11 protein-coding genes and 1 pseudogene are annotated in these 14,240 nt (G+C 60.1%); 7 read left to right on the top strand and 5 right to left on the bottom strand.

Annotation, left to right across the window (positions count from 1 at the left end; translation table 11 throughout):
• Positions 1-64 precede the first annotated feature (64 nt).
• The 7 genes and pseudogenes from trhA (at position 65) to ACOYW2_RS28425 (ending at position 5,553) form a co-directional block, all read left to right on the top strand.
• A complete protein-coding gene (gene trhA / locus ACOYW2_RS28455) occupies positions 65-715 on the top strand; it encodes a PAQR family membrane homeostasis protein TrhA (protein WP_482414554.1) in 651 nt (216 codons plus the stop codon).
• Positions 696-1,667 (top strand): annotated as a pseudogene (locus ACOYW2_RS28450) (alpha/beta hydrolase). The gene trhA and the pseudogene ACOYW2_RS28450 overlap by 20 nt, the downstream one beginning before the upstream one ends.
• A gap of 241 nt (positions 1,668-1,908) precedes the next feature.
• Complete coding sequence (locus ACOYW2_RS28445) at positions 1,909-2,439, top strand: cation:proton antiporter domain-containing protein (protein WP_482768786.1); 531 nt, start codon at positions 1,909-1,911, stop codon at positions 2,437-2,439.
• Positions 2,440-2,728: 289 nt separating this feature from the next.
• Complete coding sequence (locus ACOYW2_RS28440; RefSeq protein ID WP_482768785.1) at positions 2,729-3,886, top strand: NAD-binding protein; 1,158 nt, start codon at positions 2,729-2,731, stop codon at positions 3,884-3,886.
• A 27-nt stretch (positions 3,887-3,913) separates the two neighbouring features.
• On the top strand, positions 3,914-4,945 hold the full coding sequence (locus tag ACOYW2_RS28435; protein WP_482768784.1) for a S1C family serine protease: 1,032 nt from the start codon (positions 3,914-3,916) through the stop codon (positions 4,943-4,945).
• Positions 4,946-4,969: 24 nt separating this feature from the next.
• Entirely contained in the window at positions 4,970-5,338 is a 369-nt protein-coding gene (locus ACOYW2_RS28430) for a hypothetical protein (RefSeq protein WP_482768783.1), read from the top strand.
• The gene (locus ACOYW2_RS28425; RefSeq protein ID WP_482768782.1) at positions 5,284-5,553 is read left to right on the top strand and encodes an NAD(P)-binding domain-containing protein; all 270 of its coding nucleotides are present in this window, start codon (positions 5,284-5,286) and stop codon (positions 5,551-5,553) included. Before ACOYW2_RS28430 ends, ACOYW2_RS28425 begins: the two co-directional genes overlap by 55 nt.
• Positions 5,554-5,614: 61 nt before the next feature.
• Here the strand turns inward: ACOYW2_RS28425 and ACOYW2_RS28420 are convergent, their stop codons facing one another.
• The 5 genes from ACOYW2_RS28420 to ACOYW2_RS28400 all read right to left on the bottom strand — a co-directional run bounded on the left by ACOYW2_RS28420 (position 5,615) and on the right by ACOYW2_RS28400 (position 13,827).
• The gene (locus ACOYW2_RS28420) at positions 5,615-7,537 is read right to left on the bottom strand and encodes a RecQ family ATP-dependent DNA helicase (protein WP_482768781.1); all 1,923 of its coding nucleotides are present in this window, start codon (positions 7,535-7,537) and stop codon (positions 5,615-5,617) included.
• A 346-nt stretch (positions 7,538-7,883) separates the two neighbouring features.
• Complete coding sequence (locus ACOYW2_RS28415) at positions 7,884-8,411, bottom strand: methyl-accepting chemotaxis protein (RefSeq protein WP_482768780.1); 528 nt, start codon at positions 8,409-8,411, stop codon at positions 7,884-7,886.
• Positions 8,329-9,609 carry a cache domain-containing protein gene (locus ACOYW2_RS28410; RefSeq protein ID WP_482768779.1) on the bottom strand — a complete coding sequence of 427 codons (1,281 nt, stop codon included), beginning with the start codon at positions 9,607-9,609 and terminating at the stop codon, positions 8,329-8,331. The genes ACOYW2_RS28415 and ACOYW2_RS28410 overlap by 83 nt, the downstream gene beginning before the upstream one ends.
• Positions 9,610-10,500: 891 nt before the next feature.
• Complete coding sequence (locus tag ACOYW2_RS28405) at positions 10,501-12,090, bottom strand: aldehyde dehydrogenase family protein (RefSeq protein WP_482768778.1); 1,590 nt, start codon at positions 12,088-12,090, stop codon at positions 10,501-10,503.
• Between the two features lie 216 nt (positions 12,091-12,306).
• Entirely contained in the window at positions 12,307-13,827 is a 1,521-nt protein-coding gene (locus ACOYW2_RS28400) for an ATP-binding cassette domain-containing protein (protein WP_482768777.1), read from the bottom strand.
• Positions 13,828-14,240 lie beyond the last annotated feature (413 nt).

Raw genomic sequence — 14,240 nt, 5'->3', positions numbered from 1 at the left:
CATGGACGCTGGGTCCCCCGGCCGGACCACGCGACGCCCCATCCATTCTTTCGAGGAAAGCGATATGGGAATCAAAACACAGGAATCGTTCAACTTCTATTCACACCTGGCAGGTGCCATCGCCTCCCTGGTGGGGACGGTCTACCTTTTGCGCATCGCCAGCCACTCGGCGTCCATGACAATCACGGCCCTTGTCTACGCCCTCTCCCTGGTCTTTCTCTTTTCGGCCAGTTCCCTGTACCACGCCTTTAAAAAACAGGAGAACGAGCTCTCCTTCTGGCGAAAAATGGATCGCCTGGCCATTTTCTTCATGATCGCAGGCACCTACACCCCCATCAGCTATTTCTGTCTTGAGGGCAACACCCGCTGGGTCATGATCGCCTTTCAATGGAGCGTGGTGGGCTTCGGCCTCATCTCCCAGCTTTTCTTCCCCAGGGCCCCGAGGGTCCTTTATGCCCTAATCTACAGCGCCATGGGCTGGTCGGCGGTCTTCCCCATCAAACAGGTGCTGGCCAACCTCTCGGCCGGGCAGACGGTGCTGCTCTTCACGGGCGGCGCCTCCTTTACGGCCGGTGCCCTCATCTACGCCATCAAAAGGCCCCGGCTTGTCCCGGGGATCTTCAGCTTCCACGAACTCTTCCACATCATGGTCCTTTTAGGGGGCGTCCTCCACTACGCCCTGATCTACCGGGTCTATGCAACCTCCCTGGCATGACACGGCCCCGGACAACGAATGTGACTGCACACTGAAAAACGAGATTGGACAACAAGACGCTTTGATTGAACCACGGAAAGAACAGGTACCATGCCGGGAATGGGAGTCTCTCGCCCTTACGGAGATGCTCCGCTTTTATGACGACTACGACGCCTTTGCCCGGGAAGGCGAATCCAAACCACGGCATATCGGCGCCCCGGTCTTCCTCCGCCACCCGGAGGCTCAGACCGGTATCCTGCTGCTCCACGGCTTCATGGCCGCCCCGGAAGAGGTCCACCAATGGGCTGAATTCCTTTACGGGCTCGGGTACACCGTCTACGCCCCCAGGCTTGCGGGCCACGGCACCTCCCCTGCCGACCTTGCCGGGCGCACCTGCGACGACTGGATGGACTCCGCGGACCGAGGCCACGCCATCCTTAAAACGTGCTGCACGCGCATCGTGGTGGCCGGATTTTCCACCGGCGCCGGGCTGGCCCTGGCCCAGGCCCTCTTCAAGCCCGAGGCCTTTGAGGCCGTCATCTCCGTCAGTGCCCCCTTAAAATTCAAGAGCCTCTCCGTCTCCGGCGTGGAGGCCTTAAACGACTCCGGCAACTGACTCTGCGTCCTGCAGGTTGACCCGTGGTTCACCAAGGAGTTCGTTACCAACCACGCGGACAACCCCCACATCAACTACCTGAAGAGCCCCATCGCAGGCCTCGTCCAGGTGAAAGCCCTGATGAAGAGGGTCTGGAAAGGCCTGCCTGACCTCTGCCCTCCCGCCCTCATCGTCCAGGGCAAAGGCGACCCCAAGGTGAGCGACAAAAGCGGCAGAAAACTCTTTGCCCGCATCGGCCACGAAAACAAAACCTACCGGGAGATCCCCTTTCACCAGCACGGTATCGTCCGCGGCCCCATCGCCGCAGAGCTCTTTGCCGAAGTGGAACGTTTTCTGAAAAGCCTGGAAACACCCTGACCCGAACGACCAGAGGGACCGCAGAGCAAAGGCTGCGGTCCCTCCCTTCATGACCGCCCCCTGTCAATCCGGCGGAAAGCCCCATTCCATCCCTCCACGAGTCCAGCCGTCTCCCCGCCCCAGACAGTCTCCCAGACATCGTATTCTGTTCACAGAAACGCTCAAACCGTGCTTTAATATAAACCTGTTATCCCGGACTCCGGTCTCATCCACCTGCTCAGCCACAGCAACCGAGGTTTCCATGGGCATTGCAACAGACATCATCCTCATCGTGGTCGCGGCCTTCTGCTGTGGCCTTCTCATGCAGCGTATCGGTCAACCCCTGATTCTCGGGTACATTGCCGCCGGCATCGCCCTGGGTCCCCACACCGGCCTCACCACCGTTGCCAACATCCACGACATCGAACTCCTGGCCGAAATCGGCGTGGCCCTGCTGCTCTTTGCCCTGGGCCTGGAGTTCTCCAGCAAGGACCTTAAGCCGGTCAAAAAAATCGCCATCATAGGCACCCCCCTGCAGATGGGGCTCACCACCGCCCTGGGCTTTGTCATCGGCAAGGCACTGGGCTGGGGCTGGCTTCCGGCCCTCTGGCTCGGTGCCCTCATCTCCCTGTCCAGCACCATGGTCATCTTAAAGACCCTCATGAACCAGGGCTGGATGGGCACCCTCTCCAGCAAGGTCATGGTGGGCATGCTCATCATCCAGGACCTGGCCGTGGTGCCCTTTATGATCATCCTGCCCCAGCTCAGCACACCAGGCATGGGCCTGGTATAACCGGGCTGACGGCCAAGGCAACGATTTTTCTTGTTGCCATGATTTTCCTGGGCACCCGCCTTTTGCCCCGACTGCTGGCCCACATCGCCCGCCTGGGTTCCCGTAGTTTTTTACTGGCCATCGCTGCTATCTGGGCATCGGGTACCTCACCTACCTGGTTGGCCTCTCCTTCGCCTTCGGCGCCTTTGTGGCGGCACGGTCCCGGTGACTGGATGACCACGACGAGGCCTTAAGCGACATCATCCCCTTAAGGGACCTCTTCGGGCTCCTCTTCTTCGCCTCGGTGGGCATGCTCCTGGACCTTACCTTCCTTAAAGACCACCTCGGGGCGGTGCTGCTCTTGGTCACCGTCATCAGCCTGGGCAAGGGCCTCATCTTTATGGGGGTCACCCGCCTCTTCGGCTACGGCAACGTGGTGCCCCTGGCCGTGGGCCTGGGCCTGTTTCAGGTGGGAGAGTTCTCCTTTGTCCTGGCACGGGTGGGGGTAGCCACGTCCTCCATCAGCCATGACCTCTACAGCCTGCTCCTCACCACGGCGGTGCTCACCATGGTCCTTACCCCCATTGTCTCGGGCCTGACCCCACGGCTCTACACCTTGAAAAAACGATGGTTCCGCCATGAACCCCTGGAAACCGTCAACGTCCCGGAAGAGGGATTCCAGGACCACGTGGTCATCGCCGGGGGCGGACGCGTGGGGCGCCACATTGCCTCGGCCCTCAAGGCCATGGGCCTTCCCTTTGTCATCATCGAACTCGATCAGCGGCGGGTGGAGCTGGCCAGGCAGGACAACCTGCCCGTGGTCTTCGGCGACGCCTGCCACGAGATTGTGCTGGAAGCGGCCGACATCCTGAGGGCCCGCCTCCTGCTCATCACCCTCCCCGGCCCGGTGGAGGCTCGCTCCGTGGTGACCCATGCCCGGAACATGGCCGAAGACATCACCATCATCACCCGGGCCTCGGGCAGGGAGTTCATCGAAATATTCAAGGATATGAACGTCTCCGAGGTGATCCTGCCGGAGTTCGAGGCCGGCCAGGAGATGACCCGTAAAGCCCTTCTCCACCTCCGCGTCCCCCCCACGGAGATCCAGCACCAGACCGAGACCCTCCGGCAGAAAATCTTCGCCCCCATGCTGGGAGACCACGAACAGATGACCACCCTGGGCCAGCTCTCCAGGGCAGAGCAGCAGTTCGACCTGCAGTGGGTCCGCCTCGAGCCCTCGGGCGCCCTGGTGGGCAGCACCCTGGGCGAGGCACGCATCCGCACGGAAACCGGGGTGTCCGTGGTGGGTGTTCTCCGGGGTGAAACCCTCATCCCCAATCCCGACGCAGACCTGAGGCTCTCGGCCTGCGACCTGGTGGCCATCATCGGCACCGACGAGGCCCGCAGCCTCTTTCAGGCCCTGGCCGGTATCAACACGCCCGATCTCGATACCGAGGTGCTGGAGTAAGGGCTCACCCACACACGGACAACTGCCATGAAATGCCCCAAGTGCCATCACGACCAGGTCGCAGGATCAGAGTGCGAGGTATGCGGCGTCGTTTTTGAAAAATACCAAAGGATACAGGAACGTCTCAACGACCCCATCCACAGCATCTCGGATCGCAAGCCCGTCCGGCTGCCCGTGACCCGGCTTCCCAGATGGGTACGGGTAACCTTAAGCCTCACCGTTGTCTGGGCCTTTATCACCGGTGGCATGTACCTCGCCATCCGGTCGGCCCCCATGCAGCCCCGGCCAGGGGGCCCCACCGGCATCGCCCGGCAGTTCAACGCGGTCCGCCCCCACGGCAACCCTGTCCAAGAAAGCCGGCTGGCAACGGTGTTCATCGAAACGCCCTGGGGCTCGGGCTCTGGGTTCTTTATTGACTCTTCCTGCCGGATCCTCACCAACAAGCATGTTCTCACCGTAAGCGAAAAAGAGGTCGAGGAGATACGCGAGGAACTGCGTGTGCTTGCCCATGTCATCCGCAGCAGGCAGGAGAGCAAAAAGCACGACACCACCGTCCAAAGACACCTGAATGACAGGGCCACTCCGGCACTGCGCTTCGCCGAACTCAAAACCCGTCTTGCAGCCATCGAAGAAAGCCGGGCCAACCCCAGCTACACGGTCATCCTCTACGACGATTCCACCTACACGGCCACCGACGTCACCTTCAGCGACACCCATGACCTGGCCCTCCTGCGGCTGGACCAGAAAGAGTGCCCCTGCATGAAAAAAGGGCAATCAGGTACCCTGAAGGTCGGCCAGTCGGTCTTCACCATCGGCAACCCCTTGGGGCTTTCCCACACCGTGACCTCCGGCATTTTCTCCGGGAAACGAAGCCATAAAGGCCACACCTACATCCAGACCGACGCTCCCATCAACCCCGACAACAGCGGGGGCCCCCTCATTGATCAAACAGGCTGCGTGGTGGGCATCAACACCATGATCCTCGCCGGTTCCGAAGGCATCGGCTTAGCCATCCCCATTGAGGCTGCCCTGGATGAATTCCAGGAACTTATCCCTTAAGGCTCCCTTTCCATTTTGCCTAGGATGTGGCATGGTAACGCCCCCGATAATCGGAGTCATTCTTTCCGGAAGCCCACCGACAGGAAGCGTCCGGGAATGCCTTTGGGGCCGCTGTTCCACGCACCGCAAAACCGACCGCGCATCGCCGCAACAACCCCGTCCCAAAGGCACCACCCCAACCGTGAGGAGTCTGCCTTGGGAACCCATGTCATCGAAGAGGCCAATCAGTGCCTTGTCTGTAAAAAACCCCGCTGTACCACGGGGTGCCCCGTTTCTACACCCATCCGCGACATGATCGAGCTTTTCCGTAAGGGGATGCCTATCGCCTGGGCAAACGCGTGGCCATCATCGGCGCCGGAAACGTGGCCATGGACGTCGCCCGCACGGCCTTGAGAAAAGGGGCCCAGGAGGTCACCGTGGTCTACCGGCGCGGCGAAGCCGAAATGCCCGCCACCCCCTTTGAGTACGACTACGCCAAAGTGGAAGGGGTCTTTGCCTTCGGGGACGTGGTCACCGGCGCCAAGGCCGTGGTGGAAGCCGTGGCCTTCTCCAAACGGGCCGTGGCTGCCATGGAAACGTATATGGACGGCAAGGTTGAGACACCTTAGCCCGGATATTTCACGGGTCGGGTGCACCCATAGTCAAGGCATCAGAGCTGCAGGAACAGATTCACTGTTCACGGGTCCCCAATTCTCTCTCACACCACGCCATCACTTCATGGAAGGGTTCGGTCTCCAGGGCGGCAAACCCTTTTTCTCCCCGGGTACGGGACAGGGAGGGAGACGGGATGCCGCAGAGAAACTTGGCGATGAGGCGCGGATCACGGTTGGCAAGCCCGGCAACAAAGGACCCGGCCACCTGATCAAGGCGAAGGGCCGATAAATCCCGGGTATGGGGGGCAGGCGGGATGGGGCGGTGATTTCCAAGGCAGACCGAACAACTCCCGCAGGGGCGCTCCAGGGGCTCTCCAAAGTAGGCAGAAAGGGCCTGGGGCAGACAGGCGGTGCCGTCGGCAAGGTCGAGGACCTCATGAATCCGCGCCACCTCGGAGACCTCTTTCCGGCTGAAGAGGTCGTGGAGTCGCTCTGCCAGGCCGGGCACGTCCACCTGTTGCTGGAGAATCTCAAAGACATCCACGGCCCGGCCCTGCTTCAGGGTAATCATCCCCTGCTCTTCAAACCAGGAGAGGGCGCTCAGGATCCGCTCCCGGGGAGATCCGGTGGTCTGGCAGACCGCCTGCATGTCCGGATAGCTCCACACCTTCTTGTCGTCGGACAGGGAGAAGAGCGTCTCCACAAAGGCACGGCGGTCGCCTTGAAACACATCGATGATGGCCCCTTTGGGGCGCTCGTACTTAAAGGCGTAATTCTCGAAAAAAACCCGCACGGGCTTGATCACCCCAAAAAGCTCCAGGTACACAAGCAGGGTCTTTAAGGGCAGGGGACGCATGTCCAGCTGCCGGGAGAGCTCGGACTGCCTCACCTCCCAGTGCTTCTCGGAGTGGGAGGCGATTTCGGATACCAGCTCGAAAATGCTCTCTTTGGACGGGGTATCCCCGTAGACAAAGTTCTCCAGGGTGTAAATCCCCTCCCGGGAGCCGATGAGGGTGCAGGCGGAGAGCTCGCCGTCGCGGCCCGCCCGGCCAATCTCCTGGCTGTACCCTTCGATGGATTTGGGCGGGTCAAAGTGGATCACCTTGCGGATGTCGCTCTTGTCGATGCCCATGCCAAAGGCGATGGTGGCGGCCACCGTGGGCAAAGAGCCCTCCATGAACCGGTTCTGAATGGACGCCCGCACGTCCGGTGCCAGCCCCGCATGATAGGCTTCACAGGGGAACCCGTTTTCCGTCAGGAAGGCCGCCGCAGACTCCGCCCCTTTCTGGAGGGTGGTGTAAACGATGGCCGGCCCACGGGGCTCATCCCCCATGGCCGCCAGGAGCGCCCCGCGCTTTTCGGCGTATGTGGCCGCCGGGAGCACCCGCAGGTGCAGGTTGGGCCGGAAAAAACCGGTGCGAACCACGCTCTCTTCACCCATGCCGAACTTCTCGCAGATATCCCGGGCCACCTTGGGCGTTGCCGTGGCCGTAAGCAAAAGCACCTGGGGAATATTGTAAAAGGACTTGTACTCGGGGATCTTCAGGTAATCGGGCCGAAAATTGTGGCCCCACTCGGAGATGCAGTGGGCCTCGTCCACCACAAGGAGCGATAGGTTCATGCGCTTGAGCTGCTCCCTGAAAATCTCGTTTCGAAGGCGCTCCACCGACACCATAAGGATCTTGAGGGTCCCGTCCATGGCCTCCCCCAAAATTTTCCGGGACGCCTCGCGGGTCAGGGTAGAGTCCAGGCGGGCCGCCGGGATGCCCTTGGCCTTGAGAAAATCTTCCTGATCCTTCATCAGGGCGATGAGGGGCGAAATCACCACGGTAAGCCCGGGCAATGCCAGGGCCGGAAGCTGATAGCACAGGGACTTGCCCGCCCCCGTGGGAAACACAGCCAGGGCCGATCCCCCGCCCAGGATCCTCTCCACCACCGACTCCTGCCCCTGCCGAAACCCTGAAAAACCAAACCGATTAAGCAGCTCTGCTGTGTTCATGATCTCCTTTCCTCATCAAACGTGGTCACGATTCAGGTCAAAAAGCGACCCGTCGGAGGCAACTGAATCCTTACACAGGCATGGAATGTGCCCCTTATGCCCCGTCATGCAACCAGAAACCCATGGGTGTTGTCAACAGGTGTGATCTTCAGACAGGACAGATTAACCTGCCGTCCAAAACACACCGATTTCCTTCCACAAAAAAGCCCCCTGGCTTTTTCCGAAGAACACGAAAAAAACCAGGGGGCTACCAAAGGTTTATGGTCCAGCTTTTATCAAAAAGCTGGCCGCCGGAGGCCTTTTACCTTTAGCCTTTTGCCCTCTTGCCTTTACCCTTTCACCATTCTCACACCTTAAACCGCGCCACCATCCCTGTCAGGGCATCGGAGAGCCGCGTCAACTCACCGGCATGGGTGCTGAGCAAGGTGCTGCTGGAGGCGAGTTCGGCGCCGGTGGCGTTCACCACCCTGATCTCCTGGGCGATGTTCTCGGCCACCATGGAGCTTTCGGCCACGTTGGAGTTCACTTCATCGATACCCTGGGCAGCCTGGGCCACGTTGCCGGCGATCTCCCGGGTGGTGACGGCCTGCTCTTCCACGGCAGCGGCAATGGTTGCCACCACGTCGTTGACCTCCACGATCACATCCGTGATGGACCGGATCTCCACCACGGTCTCTTCGGTGGCCCCCTGGATCCCGGCCACCTGGCGCTTGATCTCCTGGGTGGCGTCGGCGGTCTGGGCAGCCAGGGCCTTGATCTCGTTGGCGACAACAGCAAAACCTTTTCCGGCTTCACCGGCACGGGCCGCCTCGATGGTGGCGTTCAGGGCCAGCAGGTTGGTCTGCTCGGAGATCTCGGTGATGGCCTCGGTCACCTTGCCGATCTCCTGGGCCGACCCGCCCAGGTGATCCACCTTGCCGCTCGCCGAGATAGGCCTTGTCCACGGCCTCGTGGGTCATGGTGCTGGCCTTTTCGGAGTTGGCGGCGATGTCCTGGACCGTGACGCTCATCTCTTCGGAGGCTGCGGCCACCATGCCGACGTTGCCTGCGGCCTGCTCGCTTGCGGCGGCCACCGAGGTCATGCTGCCGCTCATCTCACCGGCTGCCGCGGCAACGGTCCTGGACTTGGAAGAGGCCTCATCCGCATTCTGGGAAAGCTGGGTGGAGACGGCCGAGAGTTCGTTTGCGGCACCGTTGAGCCCCCGGGCGTTTTCCGTGACGTCCCGAACGATGCCCTGAAGGTTCTCGATGAAGACGTTGATCCAGTGGGCCAAAACGCCGATCTCGTCATGTTTCTTGATCACCAGGCGTGTGGTGAGGTCCCCCTCCCCTTCGGCTATGCCCTGAAGCCCTTCAATGGCTTCCCCCAGGGTGCGGGAAATGCCGAAAGCAATGGTCAGGGTCACGGGAAGGATCATTAAAAGGAAAAAGGCACCGGCGAGCCCGGCCACCCATGCCCCCTTTCGGGCCACATTGCCCGACACAAGGGATTCGATACGCGCTTTCTCCTCATCAATGTTGTCGATGTAGACACCGGTCCCCACCCAGAGGCCGGTACCCGGGATCATCTCTGCATACCCAAGCTTCGGCTGGATTCCCTTGCCGGGCTTCTTGTACTGATACCGTACAAACCCGCCGCCACCTTTGGCCGCATTGTGAAGATCGCGGACGTAATACACCCCCACCGAATCCTTGACGCCGGAGAGTTCTTTTCCCGCAAGGGATAGGTTGGTCGCCACACACACCACGGTCGTCTTGTCGTAAACAAAAAAATAGCCCGACTTATCCTCACCAAACCTGAGGGAGGCGATGCGGTCTTCCACCACGGCACGCACCTCCGCAGGGTCGGTCGTGCCCTTTAACGCCTTGCCCAGCATCTCCCCCACGGTATGGGACGCCACCTTCAGCGTCTCCTTCTGCCTTTCCAGCATCATCGACTCAGCCGCATCGATCCCCACCTCTTTTGCCAAACGTCCCGTTTCAAACACGCCGAACAACATACCGACAAACAACACCATGACCATCCCGACAACAACAAACAGACGTGCTTTGATTGATACGTTTTTGAGCATTCCTTCTCCTTTGCAGCCATGCAATTCGGGGCTCTCCAGAAACTATGAGCCCTTGCCCTTTCGCCGTTGAAAGGGCCCTGTCTCAACATCCGTGGAACAGACGAAACGTACGCATTTTTTTTAGCAACCAACACCCCGTCCCAGCCAAAAACAGGCCGCACAGGGGACACCCTCCTCTGTCAAAAAAAAATTTAGTCACATACCCTCTGGTCACCAGACCAAACATCGTTCCACACACTCCTGTTATCGCCGATTGCGCCCCGCGATTTAGCTCAATTTCAGCTCTGGGCTGCCCGTGCGGCAAAACCCAAGGGGCAAATCACCGATTTTCTGAGACAGTCCCACTTAAAAAAAACAGCAGCGATGCCATCGGTGATTAGGTGATTAGGTGATAGGTGATAGGTGATAGGTGATAGGTGATAGGGAATCACCCTTGATACGGGATTCCATGCAACATCCATCTCAAGCCTGAAAGCAAAACGCATCATCCGTATATTTCGCGAGCCATGAAATATCCGGGATAAGAGGCTCAGCCCCTGCCGCCCGGAACGTTCCCCGTGATCCCTGTCCGGCTTGCGTTGCCTTCCTCCCGACATCCGTTGCGCACAAAAAAATGCCTTTACCACAGACGAGACATCTTCCCGTCACAGGTAAAGGCATTTGTTACTATTCAGCTTATGCCTCCGGCGGCCCTGCCGGGGCTAAACGTTTGCCTGATTTTATAAAGGCGGGTTTAACAAACAGGTTTTAAAACATCTTTTTGAGTGAATGTTTACTTTAAAGGCGGATGTGATTTGACCCGAGGAACGAGGGGCAAGACCCGGTAAAACTTGCTGCTTTCAAGGTGGCACACCTTGCCGCCGGAGGCAGCGTTTTTTTTATCTATTTACCCTACTTCATAAACATCCGGGGAAAGCCCATGAGCACCTTGCCAAGGCCTTTGGCCCGCTCTTTCCAGGTGGGGGCGTACAGGGTCTGGGCCACGCCCTTGATGGTGGCGTAAACCCTGGGGCTGAAGGGGTGCCACCACAGGTTTTTCTTCACAAGGGGCATCACGTCCTGAACAACCACCTGGGATTCGGTCATCTCAGCAAAGCCGATGGCGCCGTGGGAACGGCCGATGCCGGACTCCTTAAAGCCGCCCCAGGGGGTTTCGGCCAGGCCGTGGCTCATAAGGTGATCGTTGACGGTGACGGCACCGGCCATGATGCGCCGTGCAAGCTCGGCCCCTTTCTTCCACTTTTTCGTCCACACCGAGCCGGTGAGCCCTAAATCGGAATCGTTGGCAAGGATCACGGCGTCGTCCATGCTGGCCACCTTCATCACCCCCAGCACCGGGCCAAAGGTCTCTTCGGCCATGACCAGCATATCGTGGGTCACCTCGGTGAGCACCGTGGGCGGATAAAAATGTCCCTGCATGGGGTCTTTGGGGGGCCTGGACCGGGCATAGACCACCGCGCCCTTGGCCACGGCGTCATCCACGTGGCGCTTCACCGTCTCCAGCTGCCGTTCGGTGGCAATGGCCCCCACGTCCGTGGTGTGGTTGCGATCGTACCCAATCCGCAGTGACTCCACCTTGGCCTTAAGGCGCTTCATAAAGGGCTCGTACACGGCGACATGCACATAGATCCGCTCCACGCCCCCGCAGGATTGCCCGGCGTTCTGAAGGCCCGCCCACACCGCCCCGTTCACTGCGCGGTCCAGGTCGGCGTCTTCGCACACCAGCATGGCATCGTTACCCCCAAGCTCCAGGGAGACAGGGGTAAGGGTCTCGGCCGCCTTGGCCATGAGGATCTTCCCCACGGGAACCGAGCCGGTGAAGAAGAGTTTGTCGACACCGGACTCCAGAAAGGCGTCCCCTGCCATGCGACCGGGCATGTTGATAAAGCTGAAAAGCCCTTCGGGCAGGTCCGCGGCCGCAAGGCACTCTTTCAGGGCCAGGCCCACGGCCTGGGTCTCCGAAGCGGTCTTGAGCACCACGGCGTTGCCCGCAAGCAGCCCCATGACCACCTCTGAAAAGGGAATGCTGAAGGGGTAGTTCCACGGCGAGATGATCCCGATCACCCCAAAGGGCACCCGGTGGATCCTGCTCCACTTGTTCAGAAAAAAGATCCCGGCACAGTCTCCTGCGGGCTGGAAGCCCTTGGCCTTGCCGCCGTAATATGTCAGGGCCATCATGGCGGGCACGATCTCGGAAACCAGGGCGTCGATACGGGTTTTCCCCACATCCCGGGCCACGGTCTCGGCCAGCTCGTCCAGATGGGCCATCATATACTCCCGCACCGGCATCATCCGCCGGACCCGCTCCTTCACCGGCATGCCCGCCCAAGTCTTTTGAGCAAGCCTTCCCGCCGCAATGGCCTCTTTGAGGTCTTCTGTGGAATGCAGGGGAGAGTGCCCGAGAAGCTCCCCTGTAACGGCGTCGCAGCAAGGGGTCGCGTCATTGTCCGGTAGAACCTGTGCCTCCATGGAACTGCTCATCTGTGCCTCCTTTCCGGCCCTGAAAAAACGGGGAGCCGTTGTGTTGGACCAACCGTTCGTGCCTTGATTCCCAAGCCTCTCAGTCGGCCAGCCGGCCGACAACTCCCCCAACCATAGCCTCCAACGACAACCCTGTCAATACACACCAGAAAATGTGGTTCACGAAAGCAAAACAGGTTCCCGGTGCCAGCACAACCAGGGCACGGGCCATGCCCGTCATGCAAAACCGGACACCTCCAAAGCCACATTACCGTTCCCGCCCGCCACAGGTGCCAGGTGCCACCGGGTCTCGGCAATGCGCGCCAGAAAACGATTGTCATGGCTCACCACAAGAAGGCCGCACGAGCACAAAGCCAGGGCCTCCTCCAGGCATCTCACCGAGGGCAGGTCCAGATGGTTGGTGGGTTCGTCCATGACAATGAGATGGGGATGCTTGGCAATGCCCATGGCGATGGCAAGTTTCCTCAGCTCTCCCGGGCTCGGCTGCCGGGTATCCATGAGCCTTGCAGGTGGCGACCCCAGCCTGCGGACAAGGGTCATGATCCGCCCCAGCTCCTCTTCGGGCAACGAGCGGACCTTGCGGACAAGTCCACGGGCCTCGTCCGGGTCTGTCTCCTGGGGCAGAAAGAACACCCGCTCTTCCGCTATGCGGATTCGGGCGAGGACATAGCGAATCAGGGAGCTTTTGCCCGTGCCGTTGTTCCCGGTAATCCCCACCCGGCTTGATGGCCCCATAACGAGGTCGGGAAAACTCAGGCGCTTGTCCGGAGACAGGGCCATTGTCCCCTTGGTGATGTGAAACAAAAAGTCACGCTTCGACCGGCTGTCCGGCAGCCGTACGCCGGTGTCATACCGCTTGATGACCCGGATGTTCCGGTGCGTCTCATCGGCCTGGCGTATCCTTCCCGCAAGGCGTTTCAAGGCCCGGCCATCGGCCCCGTCCTTTCCTGAAATGCGGCAGAGATCGATCTTGGCTTTTGCGTCGTGATCCTTTGAAGCAACGCCTCGTTTGGACCGCCTGGCGTGGGAGCTGGAGGCACGGTCCCTTCTTCGGGCCGCCTCCTGCTTCAGTTTTTTCAGGGCCCGACCAGCTGTTTCGCGCTCTTTTTCCGCGGATTGCTCCTCCAGTTCGGCCTGCTCCCGGCCCCGGGAATACGAGCCGGGCCGCAGGCACACAGCAGGGGGATCCATAAAGAGGCACCGATCACACAACGAGTCCAAAAGCTCCCGGTCGTGGCTCACCAGGAGCCCGATGCCCTGAAAGGCCTTCAGCGAGTTGTAAAGAAGCCCCCTTGCCCTCGCGTCCAGATGGTTTGTGGGCTCGTCCACCGCCAGCAAATGAGGCTGTCTCCAGAGGGCCGTGCCCACCTGGGCCCGCTTTCGCTCCCCATGACTCAGGCTCTCCAACCGGTAGGGCCAGTCGTAGCCGATCTCCAGCTCCGAAACGAGGCGGCCTGCAGCCTTGTCCCCGGAAACGAGCATCTCTTCCAGCAGGTCAGGCATTCGGTCCGTGTCCTGGCGGCAGTAAACCGCATGCTCCGGTGCCGTGACACGGCCGGAATCCGGTCTGAGGTCTCCTGCAGCGAGCTTTAAAAGGGTGGTTTTCCCGGTGCCGTTGCCCCCCACCACACCGGTCCACCCCCTGGGAACCGTCACGGAAAGATGATCAAAGACAAGCGAGCACGACGCTGGATAGGAAAAGGTTATCGCATCAAAAACAACGGTTGAATGGCCCATGGTTCCCTCTTCATCATTATTATGGCCATGTTCCGTCACCGTCGGGCAAGGGGAGTGCGCTCTGTTGTCGGATGGGTGTACCCGTGGATGATACGCCCTTGAGAAACAAGGGTGCACATGTGGGAGGGAAAACCGACGGGTCCGAGGCGATACGTCAAACCAAATGAGCCGAGGGGAACGGAACATGGGAATGGTGATGGCATGACAGCCCGAAAGCGGTCGCCCTTGTGTACCGATTCACATGATCTGGTCTGGATCCCTTGGCTAGTTTCTCATCGGTTCGTTCCTTTGGTGGAGTAAAGGGGGCCCGACGTGGATACATCGGGTAAAGGTGTCTTATTCTTATACAGGAAGGGAGGTTTCATCAATATCTTTCTGTCCTGCCCACAGCCCCACACTACAAAAAGAAAAAG

It is taken from the genome of Desulfoluna sp. CLI2B (assembly GCF_056847375.1).
Note: the sequence above shows the minus strand (reverse complement) of the source record. Positions and strands in the feature narration are given on the sequence as shown.